Origin of the sequence: Streptomyces sp. NBC_00212, from assembly GCF_045206365.1 — a bacterium.
Lineage (GTDB): Bacteria > Actinomycetota > Actinomycetes > Streptomycetales > Streptomycetaceae > Streptomyces.
The window spans coordinates 1858841-1881477 of sequence record NZ_CP108115.1 but is presented as its reverse complement, the minus strand read 5'-3'; the positions used below and the strand labels follow the sequence as shown (position 1 = coordinate 1881477).

Here is a 22637-nt window from a genome sequence, read left to right as displayed (position 1 = left end):
ACGGGTGAGGCGGGCGGCCCCGGTCAACCGAAAGTTTGATGTGCGGATGCATCCTTCGATACGGGGACACATGCCCGCGTGCGATGCGGCGGCGGGCTCCGCCCGGAAGGCTTGGCCCCATGTTCGTCGCATGGAGAGACCTCCGGTTCGCCAAGGGCCGGTTCGCGCTGATGGGTACGGTCGTGGTGCTCATCACCCTGCTGGTGGGGCTCCTTTCCGGGCTCACCGCCGGCCTTGCCAGGGACAACACCTCGGCTGTCAGCGCCCTGCCCGCCGACCGGCTGGCCTTCGCCGCGCCGCCGTCCGGCCAGTCGGTGTCCTTCACCAACTCCGTTGTGCCGAGCGGCAGTTGGCACAAATGGCGGCAGGCCCCGGGAGTGAAGGAGGCCCAGCCGATCGGCGTGTCCACGCTGAACGCGAAGGCGGGCGAGCGCACGGCCGCGGTGTCCTCCTTCGCGGTCCCGCCCGGCTCGGACCTGGCGCCCGCCGCGGTACGCGCCGGATCCGCCGTCCTCTCGCACGGCGCCGCCAAGGACCTGGCCGCGAAGGCGGGCGACACGGTGACGCTGGGCGGCCGCGCCCTGACCGTGTCGGCGGTGGCGGGCGAGGACTCCTACAGCCACACCCCCGTCGCCTGGACGGCGCTCGCCGACGACGCGCCCGCGACCGTCGTCGCGCTCACCCTCGATGGCGGCGCGGACCTCGCGGCCACCGACAAGGAGCTCGGAACCAAGACCCTGACGCTCTCCGAGGCGCTCTCGGCGCTGCCCTCGTACAAGGCCGAGAACGGCTCGCTCCAGCTGATGCGCGGCTTCCTCTTCGTCATCTCGGCGCTGGTCGTCGGCGCGTTCTTCACGGTGTGGACGATCCAGCGCAGCGGCGACATCGCCGTACTGAAGGCGCTCGGGGCCTCGACGCCCTACCTCCTCAAGGACGCGCTCGGCCAGGCGGTCGTGATGTTGACGGTCGGCACGCTCGTCGGCACCGGGCTCGCCTCGCTCGCCGGGGGGCTCGTGGGCGGCGCGGTGCCGTTCGTGCTCGACCTCACCACGACGCTCGGTCCTGCCGCCGTCCTGATCGTCCTCGGCGTGATCGGCGCCGCCCTGTCCATCCGGCGCATCACCGCCGTCGACCCGCTGACCGCGCTCGGGAGTGCCCGATGACTTCCTCGACTCTGCTCCTCGACGACATCACGCTGACCTACCCCGACGGCGAAGGCCGCCTCACCGCCCTCGACGCGGTCTCGCTTTCGGTCGACGCCGGTACGGTGACGGCCTGTGTCGGCCCGTCCGGATCCGGCAAGTCCAGCCTGCTCGCGGTCGCCGCGACCCTGGTCACCCCGGACAGCGGACGCGTCGTCGTGGCCGGGACCGACACCGGCGGCCTCGGCCCCGCCGACAAGGCGGCGCTGCGCCGCGACTCCATCGGCATCGTCTTCCAGCAGCCCAACCTGCTGCCCTCGCTCACGGCCGCCGAGCAGCTCCAGGTGATGGCCCACCTCGCGGGCCGCCGGCCGCGCGAGGTGCGGGCCCGCGCCCTGGAGCTCCTGGCCGCCGTCGGCCTCGCCGCCCAGGCCCACCGCCGCCCGCACCAGCTCTCCGGAGGCCAGCGCCAGCGCGTCAACATCGCCCGCGCCCTCATGAACGAGCCCGCGGTCCTCCTGGTCGACGAGCCCACCAGCGCCCTCGACCACGAGCGGGGCGCCGCGATACTCGACCTCCTGCTCACCCTCACCCGCGACCGCGGCACGGCCACCGTCCTGGTCACCCACGACCGCGCCCACCTGGAGCGGATGGACGCCGTGGTGACGATGGCCGACGGGTGCCTGAGCGCGGCGCGCGCGGTGGCGGGCTGACCCGGGGCCCGGACGCACGAAACCCCGGCGGTGTCCGCACCTCCGGGGTTTTCGTGTGCCGAGGATCCAGCTGGGCTCAGGCCTGCGCGCCCGTGTTCGCCAGCGCCGTCGAGAGCTCCTGGGCGATGCCCTGGAGGATCGGGACGATCCGGTCCGTGGCCGCCTCGGTGACCCGGCCGGCCGGGCCCGAGATCGAAATGGCCGCCGCGGTGGGCGAGTTGGGCACCGACACCGCGAGGCAGCGCACCCCTATTTCCTGCTCGTTGTCGTCCACCGCGTACCCGGCGCGCCGCACCTGCTCCAGGGCGTCGAGGAAGCCGTCCGCCGTAGTGATCGTCTTCTCCGTCGCGGCCGGCATGCCGTTGCGGGCGAGCAGCGCGCGGACCTCCTCCGGCGGGGTGTGCGCGAGCAGCGCCTTGCCCACGCCCGTGGAGTGCGGAAGCACACGGCGGCCGACCTCGGTGAACATCCGCATGGAGTGCTTGGAGGGCACCTGCGCCACGTACACGATCTCGTCGCCGTCGAGCAGCGCCATGTTCGCGGTCTCGCCGGTCTCCTCGACCAGGCGGGTCAGATACGGCCGCGCCCACGTGCCGAGCAGCCGGGACGCCGACTCGCCGAGGCGGATCAGGCGGGGGCCGAGCGCGTAGCGCCGGTTGGCCTGCTGGCGTACGTAGCCGCAGGCCACGAGCGTGCGCATCAGCCGGTGGATGGTCGGAAGGGGAAGGCCGCTGCTCGCGGAGAGCTCGCTGAGGCCGACCTCGCCCCCGGCGTCGGCCATCCGCTCAAGGAGATCGAAGGCGCGCTCAAGAGACTGGACTCCTCCGCTGGCGGCGGGGGTCTTGGAGGCGTCGGTGGTGCTGGCGCTTGACGTCGGCACGGCGCGTTCCTTTCGGTACTGGCAGGCGAAGGAGCAGACTATCGGGCGGTTGTCCGGCCCACCCTGGACAGGTCGGGTGTCCCTGCCGGTCAGAGCGGGTTTGTCCGTTCGTTCGCGGCACCCCGTGGCGATACCTACATTCTGCTTGGCGAAATTCTAATTCCATTCTGTGGAAACCTCCAAGACCCGCCGCAGTGTCGGCCGTCACCCGTCGGCCACTCTTGACGGCTTCGTCGACGGCGGCGCAAACTCCTTCAACAGATCGTTGAATTCCGGTGTACGGAAAAGATCCGGTGCACGGTAAAGAATCCGCTGGGAAGTGAGGGCTCGGGTGTCCGACGTCAACCTGGTACTGCGCTCGACGCGCGTCATCACCCCCGAGGGGACGCGCCCGGCGGCGGTCGCCGTCGCCGACGGGAAGATCGCGGACGTACTGCCGTACGAGGCCGAGGTCCCGGCCGGCGCGCGCCTGGAGGACTTCGGTGACGACGTGCTGCTGCCCGGCATCGTCGACACCCATGTGCACGTGAACGACCCCGGCCGCACCGAGTGGGAGGGCTTCTGGACGGCCACCCGCGCGGCCGCCGCCGGAGGCATCACCACCCTCGTCGACATGCCGCTCAACTCGCTGCCGCCGACGACCACGGTCGAGAACCTGCGGGTCAAGCAGGAGGTCGCCGCGAGCAAGGCGCACATCGACACCGGCTTCTGGGGCGGCGCGCTGCCCGACAACGTCAAGGACCTCAAGCCCTTGCACGAGGCCGGCGTCTTCGGCTTCAAGGCGTTCCTGTCGCCATCCGGCGTCGAGGAGTTCCCCGAGCTGGACCAGAAGCAGCTGGAGCGCTCGCTCGCCGAGATCGCCGGGTTCGACGGCCTGATGATCATCCACGCCGAGGACCCGCACGAGCTCGACGCGGCCCCGCACCTGACCGGCCCCAAGTACGCCGACTACCTGGCGACCCGGCCGCGCGTCTCGGAGAACACCGCGATCGAGGGCCTCATCAACGCGGCCAAGCGCGTCGGCGCCCGCGTCCACGTCCTGCACCTGTCGTCGTCGGACGCGCTGCCCCTGATCGCCGCCGCCAAGCGCGAGGGCGTCCGGCTCACCGTCGAGACCTGCCCGCACTACCTCACCCTGACGGCCGAGGAAGTCCCGGACGGGGCGAGCGAGTTCAAGTGCTGCCCGCCGATCCGCGAGGCCGCCAACCAGGACCTGCTGTGGGACGCGCTGGCCGACGGCACCATCGACTGCATCGTCACCGACCACTCGCCGTCCACCGCCGACCTCAAGACCGCCGACTTCGCCACCGCCTGGGGCGGCATCTCCGGTCTCCAGCTCAGCCTCCCCGCGATCTGGACCGAGGCCCGCAAGCGCGGTCACACCCTGGAGGACGTGGTCCGCTGGATGTCGACCGCGACCGCGAACCTGGTCGGGCTGACCCAGAAGGGCGCCATCGAGGCCGGCCGCGACGCCGACTTCGCGGTGCTCGCCCCCGACGAGACCTTTACCGTGGACCCGGCCGAACTCCAGCACCGCAACCGCGTCACCGCCTACGCCGGCAAGACGCTGCACGGTGTCGTCAAGTCGACCTGGCTGCGCGGCGAGCGCATCCAGCACGACGGCGTCATCGCCGAGCCCACCGGCCGCCTGCTCGAAAGGAACAACTGACACCGTGAGCACCCTTCCTTCCTTCACCGGTGACGCCAGCCCGTTCGGCGGCGGCGACCCGTACGCCGACTACCGCACCGCGGACTTCGGCTTCACCCAGTACGCCGACCTCGCCGACCGGCGCCTCGGCGCGGGCGTGATCGCGGCCAACGACGAGTTCTTCGCCGAGCGCGAGAACCTGCTCAAGCCCGAGGCCGCCGAGTTCGACCCCGAGCACTTCGGGCACAAGGGCAAGATCATGGACGGCTGGGAGACCCGGCGCCGCCGCGGCGTCTCGGCCGCGCAGCCGCACCCCACCGACGACGACCACGACTGGGCGCTCATCCGCCTCGGCGCCCCCGGCGTGATCCGCGGCATCGTCGTGGACACCGCCCACTTCCGTGGCAACTACCCGCAGGCCGTCTCCGTCGAAGCAGCCTCGGTGCCGGGCTCCCCGTCGCCCGAGGAGCTCCTCGCCCCCGACGTGAAGTGGGTAACTCTCGTATCCCGTACGGCAGTTGGCGGCCACGCGGTCAACGGCTTCGCGGTGGACGTGGAGCAGCGCTTCACACACCTGCGCCTCAACCAGCACCCCGACGGGGGCGTCGCCCGCCTGCGCGTCCACGGCGAGGTCGCCCCCGACCCGCGCTGGCTGGCCACCCTCGGCACCTTCGACCTCGCGGCCCTGGAGAACGGCGGCCAGGTCGAGGACGCCTCCGACCGCTTCTACTCGCCCGCCACCAACACCATCCAGCCCGGCCGCTCCCGCAAGATGGACGACGGCTGGGAGACCCGGCGCCGCCGCGACAAGGGCAACGACTGGATCCGCTACCAGCTGGCGGCGCAGTCGGAGATCCGTGCGATCGAGATCGACACGGCGTACCTGAAGGGCAACTCGGCGGGCTGGGCGGCGCTCTCGGTGCGCGACGGCGAGTCGGGCGAGTGGGCCGAGGTGCTGCCCCGCACGCGCCTGCAGCCCGACACCAACCACCGCTTCGTCCTGGACGCCCCTGTCGTGGGCACCCACGTGCGGATCGACATCTTCCCCGACGGCGGCATCTCGCGCCTGCGCCTCTTCGGCTCCCTGACGGCCGAGGGCTCGGTGCGCCTGACCGCCCGCCACCAGGAACTGGGCGGCTGAACCCGCCCGTTCCCCCAAGAGCAGGGCGGCACGACACCCGCCCGCGGACGCGAGGCACCCCGACCCGACAGCACCGGGGTGCCTCGCGTTCTTGTGCGTACGGGCTAGGCCGCGTAGCCGCCGTCCACCGAGAGCTCCGCGCCCGTCACGTACGCCGCCTCGTCGCCCGCGAGGTACGCCACCATCGAGGCGACCTCGTCGGCCGTCCCGTACCGGCCGAGCGAGGTCATCGCGGCCTGGTCCGCCGCCGTCGGCCCGTCCGCCGGGTTCATGTCGGTGTCGATGGGGCCCGGGTGGACGACCGTGGCGTTGATCCCCTGTCCGCCGAGCTCCCGCGCCAGCGCCTTGGTGAGGCCGACGAGGGCCGCCTTGCTCAGCGCGTAGAGCGTGCCGCCGGGCCCCGGCACCAGCTGGGTCATGCACGAGCCGATCGTGATGATCCGGCCGCCGCGCGGCAGGTGGGCCGCCGCGGCCTGGGAGGCGAGGAAGACACCGCGTACGTTCACCGCGAGCACCCGGTCGACATCGGCCGGGCTCAGCAGGCCGAGCGGGGCGAGCACGCCCACCCCGGCGTTGTTGACCAGGATGTCGAGACCGCCGAAGGCCTCCGCGGCCCGCTCGACCGCGTGCGCCGCGGCCGCGGCCTCGCCGAGATCCGCGCGCAGCGCGAGCCCGCGCCGGCCCATCGCCTCGATCTTCGCGACGACCTCGCGGGCCGCCTCCTCGCCCTGCACGTAGGTGACGGCGACATCGGCGCCCTGCTCGGCGAGCCGCAGCGCGGTGGCGGCCCCGATGCCCCGGCTGCCGCCCGTGACCATGGCCTTCTTGCCGTTGAGCGAGTTCATCGTGAGGTCCTTTTCTCAGGGTTTCGCAGATCCGTGTTTGGTTGCGGGTTCAAGCAAAGCCCTCGCGGGACCTCTACGCTGGCGGCCTTCGGACACCGAGTCCCCGGCAGCGGAGCCGGGTACCGCGTGTCGTACCTTGACCACCGGCAACACCACCCCGCACGCCTGAGGAGACCGGCCGTGACCCTTCGACAAGAGATCGTCGGCAATGCCATGCAGATGGCCGTCGTGAACCTCACTCCCGGCCAGACCGTCTACTGCGAGGCCGGGAAGTTCCTCTTCAAGACCGCCAACGTGTCGATGGAGACCCGGCTCTCCGGACCCGACCGGGGCGGCCGCGACCAGTCCGGCGGCCAGGGCGGCGCGGGCATGGGGGGCCTGCTGCGCCAGGCCATGGGCACCGCGATGCAGGTCGGCCAGCGCGCACTCGCCGGCGAATCGCTCGCCTTCCAGTACTTCACCTCCACCGGCGGCGAGGGCACGGTCGGCTTCGCGGGCGTGCTGCCCGGCGAGATGCGCGCCCTCGAACTCACCGGAAACCGGGCCTGGTTCGCCGAGAAGGACGCCTTCGTGGCCGCCGAGTCCACCGTCGACTTCGGCATCGCCTTCCAGGGCGGCCGCACCGGCATGAGCGGCGGCGAGGGCTTCATCCTGGAGAAGTTCACCGGCACGGGCACCGTGATCATCTGCGGCGCGGGCAACTTCATCGACCTCAACCCGGCCGATTTCGGCGGCCGCATCGAGGTCGACACCGGCTGCATCGTCGCCTTCGAGGAGGGCATCGAGTACGGGGTGCAGCGCATCGGCGGCCTCAACCGGCAGGGCCTGATGAACGCCGTCTTCGGCGGCGAGGGACTCTCGCTCGCCACCCTGGAGGGCAACGGCCGCGTCATCCTCCAGTCCCTCACCATCGAAGGCCTGGCCAACGCCCTGAAGAAGGCACAGGGCGGCGACAAGCAGGGCCCCACGGGCGGGCTCTTCTCCACCCACGCGGGATGAGCCGCCGCGCCGCGCGATGAGTTCCGCGGGAGCACGGGGTCTCCCCTGATGCGACCGGCGCGGCACGACCGCACCGGAGCGCCCCTCAGGAAGGCTCGGACCATGAAGCTCACCTTCACGTCGTTCCTCACCCTCGACGGCGTCGTCCAGGCCCCCGGCGGCCCCGAGGAGGACCCCGGCGGCGGATTCACCCACGGCGGCTGGCAGGCCCCGTTCGACGACGACACGCTCGGGCGGTACATCACCGAGTGGTTCGCCGGCGCCGACGCCTTCCTGCTCGGCCGGCGCACCTACGACATCTTCGCCGGGTACTGGCCGCGCGTCACCGACCCGGACCACCCGATCGCGGCCCCGCTGAACGCGCTCCCCAAGTACGTCGTCTCCAACACCCTCAAGAATCCCGAGTGGCACCGCACCACCGTCGTCGCGGGCTCCGACGCCGACGTGGCCCGGGAGATCCAGGCGCTCAAGGACCGGCCGGGCCGCGAACTCCAGGTGCACGGCAGCGGCACCCTCGCCCAGTTCCTGATGGGCCACGGCCTCATCGACGAGTACCGCCTGATGATCCACCCGGTGGTGCTCGGCACGGGCCGCCGGCTGTTCACCGACGGGGTGCCGCCCACCTCCTTCGCCGTCGCCGAGGTCCGCACCACCCCCAGCGGCGTCTCCGTCCACACCTACCGCCCCACCGGCCGCCCCCGGTACGGAAGTTACGACCTCGACGAGTGAGCCCGCCCGGCACGCGGACCGGCCCTTCCCGGGCCGATCACGTACGGGTACGGTGATCGTTCCCCGTGCGAGCCGCCGACGTCTCCACACCCCCGCACCGTCTGGAGACCGGGCCCGTGTCGTCGATCGCCGTACCCTCCGCAGGCCTCGCCCCGCGCCGCGCCTGGCTCACCGACCTGCCGGTCCTCCTGGTGGCCGTCGTCTGGGGCGCCAGCTACCTCGCCGCCAAGGACATCACCACCGCGCACACCGTGACCGCCGTCCTGGTGCTGCGCTTCGGGCTCGTCGTGCCGGTCCTGGTGGCCGCCGGACGGCGCCGCCTTCGTGCGCTGACCGCCGCCCAGTGGCGCGGCGCGGGCCTGCTCGGCCTCGTCCTCAGCGGGATCTTCCTCCTGGAGACCTACGGTGTCGTGCACACCTCGGCCACCAACGCCGGGCTCATCATCAGCCTCACCATGATCTTCACCCCGCTCGCGGAGGCCGCCGTCACCAGGGTCCGGCCGCCACGCGCCTTCCTCGCGGCGGCCGCGCTCTCGGTGGCGGGCGTCGTCCTGCTGACCCAGGGCGGCGGCTTCACCGAACCCTCGGCGGGCGACCTCCTGATGCTGCTCGCCGCCCTCGCCCGCACCGCGCACGTACTGTTCATGGCCCGTATCAAGGCGGTCCAGGACGCCGACTCGCTGTCCCTGACCACCGTCCAACTGGGCGGCGCCGTCGCGGTGTTCGCGGTCCTGGCCGCCGTGCCCGGCACGGGGGAGGCGCCCTGGACGGTGGCCGTGGGCTTCGGTGTCCGCGAGTGGAGCGGCCTGCTGTTCCTGTCCGTGTTCTGCACGCTGTTCGCGTTCTTCGTGCAGATGTGGGCGGTCCGCCGCACCTCCCCGTCCCGCGTCAGCCTCCTGCTCGGCACCGAACCGCTGTGGGCGGCGGCCGCCGGCATCGCGCTCGGCGGCGAACGCCTGGGCGCACTCGGCCTGTTGGGCGCGATCCTGGTCCTCGCGGGCACCGGCTGGGGGCGCCGGGCCGTGGCCTGACTACTTCTTCGCGGCCCGCTCCGACGCGATCAGCACCGCCACGCCCGCGACCGCGAGCACGATGCTCGCGAACACCTCGTGGCCCGCCAGCGCATCGGGGCGGTGCACCAGCGTCCACAGGCTGAACCACCCCGTCCACTCGTGCACAAGACCGCCGATGCCCTGGAGCAGCAGCAGGAACCCGGCGACCTCCAGAAACTTCCTCATGCCCCGAGCCTGCGCCGACGGACCCGGCCTCCGCGTCGGCCGTCGGGACACCGCCACCGCACCCAAAGTCTCCGGCCGTGCGACTTTGGTAGCGTCCCGCGCCCGCATCACGCCGCGAGCCCGCCGGGCTGCGTAACTTTGTCGACATGACACGAGCCGGACCCGAGTTCCGCTGGCTGCTGCCCTCGGCGGTGGCCGACCCCGAGCTGCCCGGCGACCGGGCCCGGCCGCGGCGCACCGTGCGCGACTGGGTCGTCGACATCTGCGCCTTCCTCGCCGCCGCCCTCATCGGCATGCTCACGGCCGACACCCTCGACAAGACGCCCGGCTACTCCGACACCGTCCTGCTCCTCGACCAGCTGGCCGGCGCCGCGGCCTGCTGCGCGGTGTGGCTGCGGAGGCGCTGGCCGGTGGGTCTCGCGGCGGTGCTCGCCGTCGTGTCGGTCTTCGCGCCGGTCGCCTCGGGCGCGTTCCTGGTCGCCCTGTTCAGCCTCGCCGTGCACCGGCCGTTCAAGCCCGCCGTGCTCGCCGTGGGCGGCCTCGCCGTGGCGAGCTCGCTGCTCCAGCCCGTGGTCCGCCCCGACCCGACCACCAGCTTCGTCACCAACGCCGTCGTGGGCACCGTCCTGATCCTGCTGGTCACCGGCTGGGGCATGCTCGTACGCTCCCGTCGCCAGCTCGTCCTCGCGCTGCGCGAACGGGCCGCCCGCGCCGAGGCCGAGGCGGCGCTACGGGCCGAGAACGCGCAGCGCCTCGCCCGCGAGGCCATCGCCCGCGAGATGCACGACGTGCTCGCCCACCGGCTCACGCTGCTCTCCGTGCACGCGGGCGCCCTCGAATTCCGGCCCGACGCACCGCCCGCCCAGGTCGCCCGGGCCGCCGGCGTCATCCGGGACAGCGCGCACGAGGCGCTCCAGGACCTGCGGCAGATCATCGGCGTCCTGCGCAGCCCCGGCGAGGACGCCGACGACCGGCCCCAGCCGACGCTGGCCACCCTCGACGCGCTCGTCGCCGAATCCCGCGAGGCCGGCATGAAGGTCGTCCTGGACAGCCGCGTCCCGGACGCGGCGGGCGTCCCCGCCGCCACCGGGCGCAACGCCTACCGCATCGCCCAGGAGGCCCTCACCAACGCCCGCAAACACGCGCCCGGCGCCGAGGTCACCGTCACCGTGACCGGCCGCCCCGGCGAGGGACTCACCGTCGAGGTCAGCAACCCCGCGCCCCCGGGACCCGTACCCGACGTGCCCGGATCGGGACAGGGCCTCATCGGCCTCACCGAACGCGCCACCCTGGCCGGCGGCCGGCTCGACCACGGGCGCGGGCCCGACGGCGGGTTCTCGGTCGCCGCCTGGCTACCGTGGCCCTCATGACCATCCGTCTGCTCATCGTCGACGACGACCCCCTGGTCCGCGCGGGACTCACCTTCATGCTCGGCGGCGCCGAGGACATCGAGATCGTCGGCGAGGCGGCCGACGGCTGCGGGGTCGGTCAACTGGCCCAGGAACTGCGCCCGGACGTCGTGCTCATGGACATCCGCATGCCCCACGTCGACGGCCTCACCGCCACCGAGACGCTGCGCGCCCGCCCCGACGCGCCCGAGGTGATCGTCCTGACCACCTTCCACGCCGACGAACAGGTGCTGCGGGCGCTACGGGCCGGAGCCGCCGGATTCGTCCTCAAGGACACCCCGCCCGCCGAGATCGTCGCCGCCGTACGCCAGGTGGCGAACGGCGATCCCGTCCTGTCCCCGGCCGTCATGCGGCAGTTGATGACCCAGGTGTCGTCCGCGGCACCCGGCGACCGGGCGGCCCGCGCCCGCGCCCGCATCGCCCTGCTCGCGGAGCGCGAAAGGGAAGTCGCCGTCGCCGTCGGCCGCGGCCACTCCAACGCCGAGATCTCCGCCCGCCTCTATCTGAGCGTGCCCACCGTGAAGACCCACGTCTCCCGCGTCCTGGCCAAGCTCGACCTCAACAACCGCGTCCAGATCGCCCTGTTGGTGCACGACGCGGGCCTGCTCGACGGCCCGGCCGGCGACGTAGGCTGAGACGAACCGAGCGGAGGGTGGGGCCATGACTGTCATCGACCTGGGGGAGTACGGCGAGGAGTTCACCGCCAACCCCCATCCGGTCTACACCAAGCTGCGGGCCGAGGGCCCCGCCCATCTCGTCCGCACCCCCGAGGGCGGCGACGTGTGGCTGATCGTCGGGCACGAGGAGGGACGGGCTGCGCTCGCCGACCCCCGCCTCTCCAAGGACTGGCGGAGCAACGACGACTGGGAGTACGGCGAACTGCCGGTCAGCGCCAACATGTTGGAGACCGACCCGCCGCAGCACACCCGGCTGCGCAAACTGGTGGCGAGGGAGTTCACCCCGCGCCGCATCGAGGCGCTCCGGCCGCGCGTCCAGGAGGTCACCGACGGCCTGCTCGACGCCATGCTGGCCGCGCCCGACCGCACCGCCGACCTGGTCGACTCGCTGGCCTTTCCGCTTCCCATGACGGTGATCTGCGAGCTCCTCGGCGTGCCCGACCTCGACCAGGAGGCCTTCCGGGTGCTGTCCAACGAGGCCGTCGCGCCCACTGTGAACGACGGCAAGAACACCTCCGTGCGCGAGATGGGTGAGTACCTCATCGGGCTGATCGAGGACAAGCGCTGCACTCGCCCCGGCGACGACCTGATGAGCGCCCTGATCCGGGCACGTGACGAGGACGGCGACCAGCTGTCCCCGGAAGAGCTCATCGGCATGGCCTTCCTGCTGCTCGTCGCGGGCCACGAGACGACCGTCAACCTGATCTCCAACGGCGTACGCACCCTGCTCGGCCACCCCGGCCAACTGGCCGCCCTGTGCGCCGACTTCGACGGGCTCATCGACGGCGCCATCGAGGAGATCCTGCGCTACGAGGGCCCCGTCGAGACCGCCACCTATCGCTTCACCAAGGAGCCCGTCCTGGTCGGCGACGCCCTCATCCCGGCCGGCGCCCCCGTCCTGATCTCTCTCGCCTCGGCCGGCCGCGACCCGCTCCGTCACGCCGCCCCGGACCGCTTCGACATCCGCCGCGCCCCGCAGAGCCACCTCGCCTTCGGCCACGGCATCCACTTCTGCCTCGGAGCGCCGCTCGCCCGCATGGAGGGCCGGATTGCGGTCCGCAGCCTCCTGGAACGCACCCCAGACCTCCAACTGGCAACGGAATCCGCCCAGTTGGAGTGGCTGCCGGGCATGCTCATCAGGGGCGTACGCCACCTGCCCGTACGTTGGTGACACACGCGGTGGACCGGTGACTCACGCCTTGCGTGCGGCCGCCGCCCGCTTGCGGTGCTCGCCGCGCAGCACGAGCGAGGGCCACTCGTCCCCGTACGCCCCGCAGGCGCAGACCGACCACAGCGACCACTGCTGCGGCACCGAGTAGTACGGCACGAGCACCCTGGCCGTCCGCAGTCGCGACAGCTTCACCGGAACGAGCGCGGGCAGCACGTCCGGCGCCTGGCCGGCCAGGATCGCGCGGCGGCAGGAAGGGCAGGCCGGGCGCCGGTCGGCCGCCGCCTCGCGCGGCCCGGTGCGGCGCCTGGCCTGCTGGCGGTGCTGCTTGCGGACGGGGGAGTGGGCGTCCTCGGCCGCCGTGTGCAGCGGGTTGTAGAAGCAGCGCCGGGCGGCCTTGGGTACCGGCTGCCCGGCCGCCCGGGCATGGACCGCCGCGAACCGTTCGAGCGCGCGGTCGGCGAGCACCGCCGCGGCCGCCAGATCCGGCAGATCGGCTCCCTCGTCGAGCAGCTTGCCCGCGGCCTGGAACGCGTCGAAGGCCCAGGAGCAGTCGCCCTCGGCGCGCGGATCGGAGCCGAACCGCGCCGCCAACGGGGTTGCAGACAGGGGCAGTTCGGCCGTCCGCAGCACGTCACCCACCGCCGTCACCCGCGCCGACACCAGTCGGTCGAGCCGCTCGCGGGCCGTCGCCCACTCGTCGAGGACCAGCTGCTGCTGTTCCTTCGACAGCTCCCCGGGCCGCTGCGCGGGCACGGCGGGGCGCAGCCTCTCCATGAACCACCAACGCCTCAGCACCTTGCCTCCCTCGCTCCGACCAGGGTAGAAGCCTTCTAAGCTACTGGAGAGTTAAGGTGTGTGGCCGATCGCTCGACCAGAGGTGGAAGCTGTGCGCGGCTGCCCAGGGCACGTACTGTCCGCCGTATCCACCTGACCGGTCTGAAGGGACACGCGTTGACCAGCGACGGCATAGTCGATCTCGCCGCATTGGGCGAGGACTTCACCCGCGACCCCTACCCGGTGTACGCGGGGCTGCGGGCGCAGGGCCCCGTGCACCGCATCCGGATGCCCGAGGGGGCCGACGCCTGGCTCGTCGTCGGGTACGAGGCCGGGCGGGCCACGCTCGCCGACGACCGGCTCTCCAAGGAGTGGGACAGGGCCGCGCCCGGCCTCGGCGTGCGGACGGTCGCGCCCGGCGCCACCATGCTGGGCTCCGACGCGCCCGCCCACACCCGGCTGCGCAAGCTGGTGACGCGGCACTTCACGCCCCGCCGCGTCGAGGAACTCGCCCCGCGCGTCCAGGAGATGACCGACGGCTTCGTCGACGCGATGCTGGCCGCCCCGGACCGCAGGGCCGACCTGGTCGAGGCGCTCTCCTTCCCGCTGCCGATCACGGTCATCTGCGAACTGATCGGCGTGCCCACGCTCGACCGGGAAACCTTCCGCCAGTGGTCCAACACCTCCCTCTCGGCGCCCGCTCTGGAAGACCGCATGGCCGCCGCCAAGGCGATCAACGAGTACCTGACGCGCCTGCTCGACGAGAAGCGCGCCAGCCCCGGCGACGACCTGATCAGCGCCCTGATCAGGGCCGCCGACGACGAGGACGGCGACCACCTGTCGGGCCCCGAACTCCTCGGCATGGCCTGGCTGCTCCTCGTCGCGGGCCACGAGACCACCGTCAACCTCATCTCCAACGGCATGCTCGCGCTGCTGGCTCACCCGGACCAACTGGCCGCCCTGCGCACCGACTTCGACGGGCTCATCGACAACGCGGTGGAGGAGATGCTGCGCTACGACGACCCCGTGGAGACGGCGACGTACCGCTTCACCAAGGAGCCCGTCGAGATCGCCGGCACCCTCATCCCCGGCGGCGGCCAACTGGTCCTCGTCGCCCTGGCCGACGCCAACCGCGACCCGGCGCGCTTCGAGGACCCGCACCGCTTCGACATCCGGCGCGACGCCCGGGGCCATGTCGCCTTCGGCCACGGCATCCATTACTGCCTGGGCGCCCCACTGGCCCGCCTGGAGGCTCGGATCGCGGTCCGCACGCTCCTTGACCGCTGCCCGGACCTGGCCCTGGACATCCACCCGGCGGCGATCCAGTGGCGCACGGGGATGCTGGTGCGGGGGCCGGAGGCGCTGCCGGTCAGGTGGTGATTTCTGTCAGCCGTCAGATGTCAGCTGACATCTGACGGCTGACAGCCGAAAACTGTCAGCCGTCAGCCGCCGATCTCCGCCACCCGCACCACCCGCCGCTCCCGCCGCGACACCTCGCACGCCTCCGCGATCCGCAGGGCGTGCAGCGCGTCGCGGCCGTCGCAGGGGTTCGGTGCCTCGCCCCGTACGAGCCGGACGAAGGCGTCCAGTTCGGCCTCGTACGCGGGCGCGAAGCGTTCCAGGAAGCCGGGCCACGGCTTGTCGGGGCGGCCGGGGCCGTGCGGTTCGGCCGAGGTCAGCGGGGTGCGGTCGTCCAGGCCGACCGCGAACTGGTCCTGTTCTCCGGCCAGTTCGAGCCGTACGTCGTACCCCGCGCCGTTGCAGCGGGAGGCCGTCGCCGTCGCCAGGATGCCGTCGTCCAGGGCGAGGACGACCGCCGCCGTGTCGACGTCGTCGGCCGCGCGGAACATCGCGGGCCCCGCGTCCGAGCCCATCGCGTACACCTCGGTGACCTCGCGGCCCGTCACCCAGCGCACGATGTCGAAGTCGTGGACCAGGCAGTCGCGGTAGAGCCCGCCCGAGAGCGGCAGGTAGGCGGCGGGCGGCGGCGCCGGGTCGGAGGTGACGGCCCGTACGGTGTGCAGCCGGCCGAGCCGCCCCGAGCGCACGAGCTCCCGGGCGGCCAGGTAGCCCGCGTCGAAGCGGCGCATGAAGCCCAGTTGGAGTTCGGTGCCCGCGGCCTGGACCGCGCGGAGGGCTTCGAGGGTGCCCGGCACGTCCAGGGCGATGGGTTTCTCGCAGAAGGCGGGCAGCCCGGCGCGGGCGGCGGCCGCGATGAGCCCGGCGTGCGCGGAGGTCGCTGAGGCGATCACCACCGCGTCGACCCCGGAGAACGCGTCCGCCACCGTGGCCGCGGCCGTCGCGCCGGTCAGCGCCGCGACCTCGGCGGCCCGCGCGGCGTCGGCGTCCGCGACCACCAGGTGCTCGACCCGGGGATGCCGGGCGAGGATCCCCGCGTGGAAAGAGCCGATCCGTCCCGTTCCGATCACTCCGATACGCATGGGCACACCGTGGCTGGGGCGGGTCATCCTGTCAAGAGTTTGTCCTGACAATCGAACTTCACGACTTCCCGTCAACATCCCCGGCGCATTACGCTCGCTCCGTGCCCAAGCAGCCCAGACCAGCGATGGACTTCCCGAAGCCGCTCCAGCTCAGCGTGGACCGCACCAGCCCGGTCCCGCTCTACTTCCAGCTGTCGCAGCAGCTGGAGGCGGCCATCGAGAAGGGCACCCTCACGCCCGGCAGCCTCCTCGGCAACGAGATCGACCTGGCGGGCCGGCTCGGCCTGTCCCGCCCCACGGTCCGCCAGGCCATCCAGGCCCTGGTCGACAAGGGCCTCCTGGTCCGCCGCCGAGGGGTCGGCACCCAGGTCGTGCACAGCCAGGTCAAGCGCCCGCTCGAACTGAGCAGCCTGTACGACGACCTGGAGGCGGCCGGCCAGAAGCCCGCCACCACCGTGCTGCGCAACACCTTCGAGCCGGCCACCGCCGAAGTCGCCGCCGCTCTCGGGGTGCCCGAGGGCAGCGACGTACACCTGGTGGAGCGGCTGCGGTACGCGCACGGCGAGCCCATGGCGCGGCTGCGCAACCACCTGCCGACCGGGCTGCTGCCGCTGGACACCGAGTACCTGGAGGGCACCGGCCTGTACCGGCTGATGCGGGGCGCGGGCATCACGCTGCACAGCGCGCGCCAGACGGTGGGGGCGCGGGCGGCCACCGCGCAGGAGGCCGACCTCCTCACCGAGGCCGAGGGCGCGCCGCTGCTCACCATGCAGCGCACCACCTTCGACGACACCGGCCGGGCGGTCGAGTTCGGCTCGCACATCTACCGGGCCTCGCGCTACTCCTTCGAGTTCCAGCTGCTCGTACGGCCGTGAGAGGCGCGAGCGGTCCCGCAGCGCTCTTGAGTAAGAATGTTCGGACAAAGTATTGACCGTGTGGCGGAACCGCCGCTAGAACTCACGTGCCGCAACCGGGCGGCCGGGACAGAAGGCGGAACCCATGCGCACACCCCGCACGGCAACCACGGCGGCCGTGGCCGTCGCCGCACTGGCGCTCGCGCTCGGCGGCTGCAGCAGCTCGGGGGGCAAGAGCTCCGAGGACAAGGGTTCCGGATCGCCGAGCGGCGGCAAGGGCGTGAACACCCCCCGCCTCAAGATCGCGATGGTGACCCACTCCGGCGCGGGCGACACCTTCTGGGACATCGTCCAGAGCGGCGCGAAACAGGCCGCGGCCAAGGACAACGTCGACTTCCTGTACTCGGCGGACAAGGAGGGGCAGCAGCAGGCGCAGCTGGTGCAGGCGGCCATCGACCAGAAGGTGGACGGGCTGATCGTGACGCTCGCCAAGCCGGAGGCGGTCAAGGACGTCGTCAAGAAGGCCGTCGCGGCGGGGATACCCGTCGTCACGATCAACTCCGGCGCCGACTTCTCCAAGGAGGTCGGCGCGCTCGGCCACATAGGCCAGGACGAGGGCGTGGCCGGCGAGGCGGTCGGCGACGAGCTCAACAAGCGGGGCAGGAAGAAGGCCCTCTGCGTCATCCACGAGCAGGGCAACGTGTCCCTGGAGCAGCGCTGTGCGGGTGTGAAGAAGACCTTCCAGGGCAGCGTCGAGAACCTCAATGTCGACGGCACCAACACGCCCGCCTCCACCTCGTCCATCGAGGCCAAGCTCCAGTCGGCCAAGGACATCGACTCGGTCGTCACGCTCGGCGCGCCGATGGCGGCCGCCGCGGTCAAGGCCAAGGGCGACGCGAACAGCTCCGCCGAGATCGACACCTTCGACCTCAACGCGGCCGTGATCAAGCAGTTCAAGGCCAAGGAGATCGGCTTCGCCGTCGACCAGCAGCCCTACCTCCAGGGCTATCTCGCGGTCGACGAACTGTGGCTGAACAAGACCAACGGGGATGTGATCGGCGGCGGCAGGCCGGTCCTGACCGGACCCGCGATCGTCACCGAGAAGGACGTGCCGACGCTGGAGAAGTACACCGCCCGCGGTACCCGATGATCGCCCGGGGACCCCGCGTGACCCATACTTGGGCGGCCGGGGCAGGCCTGAACCAGCCCCGGAGGCACCCGGTGGTACAGCAAGAAGGGCACGGCGTCGTGGCAAGGGTTCGGACAGGGGTACGCGTCATGGGCGCGGTGCTGGCAGCGGTGCTCGGGGTCTCCTTGGCGGGGTGCAGCAGCACCGGCGGCAAGCGCGCCGAGGACGCGCGCAAGTCCGCGCAGGCCCAGGGCAGGGCCGCGGTGGACACGCCCCGCTGGAAGATCGCGATGGTCACCCACTCGGGCGACGGCGACACGTTCTGGGACATCGTCCAGAACGGCGCCAAGCAGGCAGCCGTCAAGGACAACATCGACTTCCTCTACTCGCACAGCGACCAGGGGCAGCAGCAGGCGCAGTTCGTGCAGGCCGCCATCGACCAGAAGGTCGACGGCCTCATCGTCACGCTCGCAAAGCCGGACGCCCTCAAGGACGTCGTCGCCAAGGCCGAGAAGGCCGGCATTCCGGTGATCACCGTGAACTCGGGCTCGGAGAAGTCCAAGGAGTTCGGGGCGCTCACCCACATCGGCCAGGACGAGACCATCGCGGGCGAGGCCGTCGGCGACGAGCTCACCAAGCGCGGCAGGAAGAAGGCCCTCTGCGTCCTGCACGAGCAGGGCAACGTCGGCCACGAACAGCGCTGCGCGGGCACGAAGAAGACATTCAAGGGCGAGGTCCAGAACCTCTACGTCACCGGCACCAACATGCCCGACGTGCAGTCCTCCATCGAGGCCAAGCTCCAGGCCGACCCGTCCATCGACGCCGTGGTCACCCTCGGCGCGCCCTTCGCGGACACGGCCGTCAAGGCCAAGCAGTCGGCCGGCAGCTCCGCCGAGATCGACACCTTCGACCTGAACGCCAAGGTGGCCACGGCCCTGGAGGCCGGCACGCTCGGCTTCGCCGTCGACCAGCAGCCCTACCTCCAGGGCTACGAGGCGGTGGACCTGCTCTGGCTCTACAAGTACAACGCCGACGTCCTCGGCGGCGGGCTCCCGGTCCTGACCGGGCCCCAGATCATCACCAAGGACCAGGCCGCCAAGCTGGAGGAGTACACGAAGCGGGGGACGCGATGAGTGCGACAGACATCGCCGAGGACGAGCGGCTGCTTCGCCGCTCGGTCTGGCGCAAGATCCTCGGCCGCCCCGAACTCGGCTCGGTGGTCGGCGCCGGAGCCGTCTTCCTCTTCTTCTCGGTCGTCGCCGGAAGCTTCCTTCAGCCCTCCAGCCTCTCCACCGTCCTGTACGCGGCCTCGACCATCGGCATCATGGCGGTGCCGGTCGCGCTGCTCATGATCGGCGGCGAGTTCGACCTGTCGGCCGGTGTCCTGGTGACGACGTCCGCTCTCGTCTCCTCGATGTTCAGCTATCAGATGACGGCGAACGTCTGGGTCGGAGTGGGGGTCTCCCTCCTGGTCACCCTCGCCATCGGCGCGTTCAACGGCTTCATGCTGACCCGCACCAAGCTCCCGAGCTTCATCATCACGCTCGGCACCTTCCTGATGCTGACCGGCCTCAACCTCGGCTTCACCAAGCTGATCAGCGGCACGGTCTCGACGAAGTCCATCGCCGACATGGAGGGCTTCGAGTCCGCGAAGAAGCTCTTCGCCTCCCAGCTGACCATCGGCTCCGTCGACCTGAAGGTCACCATCCTGTGGTGGTTCGCCCTGGTCGCGGTCGCCACCTGGATCCTGCTGCGGACCCGCTTCGGCAACTGGATCTTCGCGGTCGGCGGCGAGGCGGACGCGGCCCGCGCGGTCGGCGTCCCCGTCTTCAAGACGAAGATCGGCCTCTACATGGGCGTCGCCTTCGCGGCCTGGGTCTCCGGCCAGCACCTGCTGTTCTCGTTCGACGTGGTGCAGTCCGGCGAGGGCGTCGGCAACGAGCTGATCTACATCATCGCGGCCGTCATCGGCGGCTGCCTGATCACCGGCGGCTACGGCTCGGCGATCGGCTCCGCCGTCGGCGCCTTCATCTTCGGCATGACCAGCAAGGGCATCGTCTACGCGGAGTGGAACCCGGACTGGTTCAAGTTCTTCCTCGGAGCGATGCTCCTGCTCGCCACCCTCCTCAACGCGTGGGTGCGCAAGCGGGCGGAGGCGACAGCATGACGACCACACCGGACAAGACGGCCGAGCGGACGGCGCTCGTCGAGCTCGACGACGTCAGCAAGTACTACGGCAACATCCGCGCCCTCGAAGGCGTCTCCCTGGAGGTGCACGCCGGGGAGATCAGCTGCGTACTGGGTGACAACGGAGCCGGCAAGTCCACCCTCATCAAGATCATCGCGGGGTTGCACCGGCACGACGCCGGCGACTTCCGCATCGAAGGCGAGGACGTCTCGCTGAACAACCCGCGCGAGGCCCTGGACCGCGGCATCGCCACCGTCTACCAGGACCTCGCCGTGGTCCCGCTGATGCCGGTCTGGCGCAACTTCTTCCTCGGCTCCGAGCCGACCAAGGGCAAGGGCCCCTTCAAGCGGCTCGACGTCGAGAAGATGCGCGCCACCACCCGTGCGGAGCTGCTGCGCATGGGCATCGACCTGCGCGACGTCGACCAGCCGATCGGCACCCTGTCCGGCGGCGAGCGCCAGTGCGTCGCCATCGCGCGCGCCGTCTACTTCGGCGCCAAGGTCCTCGTCCTCGACGAGCCGACCGCGGCGCTCGGCGTGAAGCAGTCCGGCGTCGTCCTGAAGTACGTGGCGGCCGCCCGGGACGCCGGACTCGGCGTGGTTCTCATCACGCACAACCCGCACCACGCCTACCTCGTCGGAGACCGTTTCGTGCTCCTGAAGCGCGGCACGATGACCGGCAGCCACCTGCGCTCCGACATCACCCTGGACGAGCTCACCCGCCAGATGGCGGGCGGCAGCGAGCTCGAAGAGCTCAGCCACGAACTCCAGCGGGCCCCCGCCCCCGGCCACCTCGGCGGCCCGTCCGACAAGGAGTGAGCCGGCCGCCCCGGGCCACCGGGGCGGCCCCCGGCGCAAGGTCCGCCTTCCGCAGGGGTGGCAGAATCGGCCCCGATGACCACGTACCGCGACTTCGCCCTAGCCCACCGGGGTTCCGCCCGGGCCACCGTGCTGCGCACCGTAGGCACCCGGGAACGCCGCTCGCACCTGACGGCCCCCCGGGTCCCCACCGTCGGCATCGACATCGGCGGCACGAAGGTGATGGCCGGCGTCGTGGACGCGGACGGGAACATCCTGGAGAAGCTCCGCACGGAGACCCCGGACAAGTCCAAGAGCCCCAAGGTAGTCGAGGACACCATCACCGAGCTGGTCCTCGACCTCTCCGACCGGCACGACGTGCACGCGGTTGGCATCGGCGCGGCCGGCTGGGTCGACGCCGACCGCTCCACCATCCTGTTCGCCCCGCACCTCGCCTGGCGCAACGAGCCGCTGCGTGACGCCCTCCAGGCCCGCCTCGCGGTGCCGGTCATGGTCGACAACGACGCCAACACGGCCGCCTGGGCCGAGTGGCGCTTCGGCGCCGGACGCGGCGAGGACCACCTGGTCATGATCACCCTTGGCACCGGCATCGGCGGCGCGATCCTGGAGGACGGGCAGGTCAAGCGCGGCAAGTACGGCGTCGCGGGCGAGTTCGGCCACATGCAGGTCGTGCCCGGCGGCCACCGCTGCGCCTGCGGCAACCGCGGCTGCTGGGAGCAGTACAGCTCCGGCAACGCCCTGGTCCGCGAGGCCCGCGAGCTGGCCACGGCCGACTCCCCGGTGGCGTACAACATCATCGAACGGGTCGGCGGGAACATCCCCGAGATCACCGGGCCGCTCATCACCGAGCTGGCCCGCGAGGGCGACGCCATGTGCGTCGAACTGCTCCAGGACATCGGCCAGTGGCTCGGCGTCGGCATCGCCAACCTGGCGGCCGCGCTCGATCCGTCCTGCTTCGTCATCGGCGGGGGCGTCAGCGCCGCCGACGACCTCCTGATCGGCCCCGCCAGGGACGCCTTCAGACGCCACCTCACCGGCCGCGGCTACCGCCCCGAGGCCAGGATCGCCAAGGCGCAGCTGGGCCCCGAGGCGGGGATGGTCGGCGCCGCCGACCTCGCCCGCCTGGTGGCCCGCCGCTTCCGCCGGGCCAACCGCCGCCGCGTCGAGCGCTACGAGCGGTACGCCAAGGCCGCCGAAGCCGTCCGCAGGACGGGCACCACCCGCACCACCCAGGGATCCGACTGATGACACCGTCCGACCGCCCCGCGGTGCCGCGCCAGTCCCCGCCGCCGGACGAGAAGCCCCCCGAGACCCGCCAGCACATGATCCGGCGGCGCTGGATCACCGCGGTGATCATCGTGCTGCTCATCGGCGTGCCCGCCGGCTATCTGGCGATCTCCGCCGAGCAGAGCCGCACCAGTGGCCGTGACAAGGAGTCCTCGGCCGCGCAGCAGGCCCTCCAGCACGACTGGCCGTCCAAGGCCCAGCGGCGCATCTACAACGTGCCGATCCCGGCGGACGCCGTCGGCGTCGACTTCTACGAGTCGAACACCTGGAACGTCAGCAAGCTCTACGTCAACTTCAGGACGAGCGCGGCGGGCCTCGCCGAGTTCATGAAGGAGAGCGGCACCAGCACCGCCGCGCTCAAGCCCGGGGACGTGACGGTCACCCCCGAGGACGCCAAGCGCGTCGGCTGGCCCTTCTCCGCGGGCCACGACTGGGCGGGCACCACCCACGCCCAGAAGGACCCGCTGCCGACCCAGAACATCACCGTCGACGAGACCGACCCGGACAAGCCGGTCGTTTTCGTGGTGTCCACGGCCACCCCCTGACCCCGTAAG

The 22637-nt window shown here is 71.8% G+C and carries 23 protein-coding genes; 18 read left to right on the top strand and 5 right to left on the bottom strand.

From position 1 onward, the window contains the following. Positions 1-119: 119 nt before the first annotated feature. Together OHA17_RS08655 and OHA17_RS08650 are read left to right on the top strand one after the other, a co-directional pair. Positions 120-1163 carry an ABC transporter permease gene (locus tag OHA17_RS08655; RefSeq protein WP_398877214.1) on the top strand — a complete coding sequence of 348 codons (1044 nt, stop codon included), beginning with the start codon at positions 120-122 and terminating at the stop codon, positions 1161-1163. Beyond that, positions 1160-1855 (top strand): ABC transporter ATP-binding protein, encoded by a 696-nt coding sequence (locus OHA17_RS08650; protein ID WP_406505526.1) that lies wholly within the window; start codon positions 1160-1162, stop codon positions 1853-1855. Before OHA17_RS08655 ends, OHA17_RS08650 begins: the two co-directional genes overlap by 4 nt. 76 nt (positions 1856-1931) lie before the next feature. Here OHA17_RS08650 and OHA17_RS08645 read toward each other — a convergent pair whose 3' ends face one another. Beyond that, positions 1932-2735 carry an IclR family transcriptional regulator gene (locus tag OHA17_RS08645; RefSeq protein WP_406505524.1) on the bottom strand — a complete coding sequence of 268 codons (804 nt, stop codon included), beginning with the start codon at positions 2733-2735 and terminating at the stop codon, positions 1932-1934. A 331-nt stretch (positions 2736-3066) separates the two neighbouring features. On the opposite strand from OHA17_RS08645, the gene allB reads away from it, so the two are divergent. Together allB and alc are read left to right on the top strand one after the other, a co-directional pair. Next, complete coding sequence (allB, locus tag OHA17_RS08640) at positions 3067-4404, top strand: allantoinase AllB (RefSeq protein WP_398877211.1); 1338 nt, start codon at positions 3067-3069, stop codon at positions 4402-4404. 4 nt (positions 4405-4408) lie between these two features. After that, entirely contained in the window at positions 4409-5524 is a 1116-nt protein-coding gene (alc, locus tag OHA17_RS08635) for an allantoicase (protein WP_406505520.1), read from the top strand. 104 nt (positions 5525-5628) lie between these two features. Here the strand turns inward: alc and OHA17_RS08630 are convergent, their stop codons facing one another. Beyond that, positions 5629-6369, bottom strand: a complete 741-nt coding sequence (locus tag OHA17_RS08630; protein WP_406505518.1) for an SDR family NAD(P)-dependent oxidoreductase — start codon at positions 6367-6369, stop codon at positions 5629-5631. Positions 6370-6549: 180 nt separating this feature from the next. Between OHA17_RS08630 and OHA17_RS08625 the strand changes: the two genes are divergently transcribed. The 3 genes from OHA17_RS08625 (at position 6550) to OHA17_RS08615 (ending at position 9128) form a co-directional block, all read left to right on the top strand. Next, positions 6550-7368: an AIM24 family protein gene (locus tag OHA17_RS08625; RefSeq protein WP_406505516.1), complete on the top strand. Its 819-nt coding sequence runs from the start codon at positions 6550-6552 to the stop codon at positions 7366-7368. A 102-nt stretch (positions 7369-7470) separates the two neighbouring features. Further along, positions 7471-8097, top strand: coding sequence for a dihydrofolate reductase family protein (locus OHA17_RS08620; RefSeq protein ID WP_398877207.1), 627 nt, complete (start codon positions 7471-7473; stop codon positions 8095-8097). 116 nt (positions 8098-8213) lie between these two features. Next, positions 8214-9128 carry a DMT family transporter gene (locus tag OHA17_RS08615; protein ID WP_406510667.1) on the top strand — a complete coding sequence of 305 codons (915 nt, stop codon included), beginning with the start codon at positions 8214-8216 and terminating at the stop codon, positions 9126-9128. Here the strand turns inward: OHA17_RS08615 and OHA17_RS08610 are convergent, their stop codons facing one another. Continuing rightward, on the bottom strand, positions 9129-9335 hold the full coding sequence (locus tag OHA17_RS08610) for a hypothetical protein (protein ID WP_406505514.1): 207 nt from the start codon (positions 9333-9335) through the stop codon (positions 9129-9131). It abuts the gene before it with no gap. A 146-nt stretch (positions 9336-9481) separates the two neighbouring features. Between OHA17_RS08610 and OHA17_RS08605 the strand changes: the two genes are divergently transcribed. Genes OHA17_RS08605 through OHA17_RS08595 form a run of 3 tightly spaced genes read left to right on the top strand, consistent with a single transcriptional unit; the run spans position 9482 to position 12592 of the window. Next, positions 9482-10705 carry a sensor histidine kinase gene (locus tag OHA17_RS08605; RefSeq protein ID WP_406505512.1) on the top strand — a complete coding sequence of 408 codons (1224 nt, stop codon included), beginning with the start codon at positions 9482-9484 and terminating at the stop codon, positions 10703-10705. Further along, positions 10702-11379, top strand: coding sequence for a response regulator (locus tag OHA17_RS08600; protein WP_406505510.1), 678 nt, complete (start codon positions 10702-10704; stop codon positions 11377-11379). Before OHA17_RS08605 ends, OHA17_RS08600 begins: the two co-directional genes overlap by 4 nt. Before the next feature lie 25 nt (positions 11380-11404). After that, complete coding sequence (locus tag OHA17_RS08595) at positions 11405-12592, top strand: cytochrome P450 (protein ID WP_406505508.1); 1188 nt, start codon at positions 11405-11407, stop codon at positions 12590-12592. A 21-nt stretch (positions 12593-12613) separates the two neighbouring features. Here the strand turns inward: OHA17_RS08595 and OHA17_RS08590 are convergent, their stop codons facing one another. Then, positions 12614-13387: a hypothetical protein gene (locus OHA17_RS08590; RefSeq protein ID WP_398877202.1), complete on the bottom strand. Its 774-nt coding sequence runs from the start codon at positions 13385-13387 to the stop codon at positions 12614-12616. A 156-nt stretch (positions 13388-13543) separates the two neighbouring features. On the opposite strand from OHA17_RS08590, the gene OHA17_RS08585 reads away from it, so the two are divergent. After that, a complete protein-coding gene (locus tag OHA17_RS08585; protein ID WP_406505506.1) occupies positions 13544-14746 on the top strand; it encodes a cytochrome P450 in 1203 nt (400 codons plus the stop codon). Between the two features lie 62 nt (positions 14747-14808). Here the strand turns inward: OHA17_RS08585 and OHA17_RS08580 are convergent, their stop codons facing one another. Next, positions 14809-15807 (bottom strand): Gfo/Idh/MocA family oxidoreductase, encoded by a 999-nt coding sequence (locus OHA17_RS08580; RefSeq protein WP_406505504.1) that lies wholly within the window; start codon positions 15805-15807, stop codon positions 14809-14811. A gap of 125 nt (positions 15808-15932) precedes the next feature. On the opposite strand from OHA17_RS08580, the gene OHA17_RS08575 reads away from it, so the two are divergent. The 7 genes from OHA17_RS08575 to OHA17_RS08545 all read left to right on the top strand — a co-directional run bounded on the left by OHA17_RS08575 (position 15933) and on the right by OHA17_RS08545 (position 22628). Further along, positions 15933-16682, top strand: coding sequence for a GntR family transcriptional regulator (locus OHA17_RS08575; RefSeq protein ID WP_199826945.1), 750 nt, complete (start codon positions 15933-15935; stop codon positions 16680-16682). Between the two features lie 124 nt (positions 16683-16806). Next, positions 16807-17811: a substrate-binding domain-containing protein gene (locus tag OHA17_RS08570; protein ID WP_406505502.1), complete on the top strand. Its 1005-nt coding sequence runs from the start codon at positions 16807-16809 to the stop codon at positions 17809-17811. Positions 17812-17909: 98 nt separating this feature from the next. Beyond that, complete coding sequence (locus tag OHA17_RS08565; RefSeq protein WP_406505500.1) at positions 17910-18923, top strand: sugar ABC transporter substrate-binding protein; 1014 nt, start codon at positions 17910-17912, stop codon at positions 18921-18923. Further along, positions 18920-19957: an ABC transporter permease gene (locus OHA17_RS08560; RefSeq protein WP_053725757.1), complete on the top strand. Its 1038-nt coding sequence runs from the start codon at positions 18920-18922 to the stop codon at positions 19955-19957. The genes OHA17_RS08565 and OHA17_RS08560 overlap by 4 nt, the downstream gene beginning before the upstream one ends. Then, positions 19954-20796, top strand: a complete 843-nt coding sequence (locus tag OHA17_RS08555; protein WP_406505498.1) for an ATP-binding cassette domain-containing protein — start codon at positions 19954-19956, stop codon at positions 20794-20796. Before OHA17_RS08560 ends, OHA17_RS08555 begins: the two co-directional genes overlap by 4 nt. A gap of 75 nt (positions 20797-20871) precedes the next feature. Further along, entirely contained in the window at positions 20872-22041 is a 1170-nt protein-coding gene (locus tag OHA17_RS08550) for an ROK family glucokinase (protein WP_053725755.1), read from the top strand. Then, on the top strand, positions 22041-22628 hold the full coding sequence (locus tag OHA17_RS08545; RefSeq protein ID WP_053725754.1) for a hypothetical protein: 588 nt from the start codon (positions 22041-22043) through the stop codon (positions 22626-22628). The genes OHA17_RS08550 and OHA17_RS08545 overlap by 1 nt, the downstream gene beginning before the upstream one ends. Positions 22629-22637 lie beyond the last annotated feature (9 nt).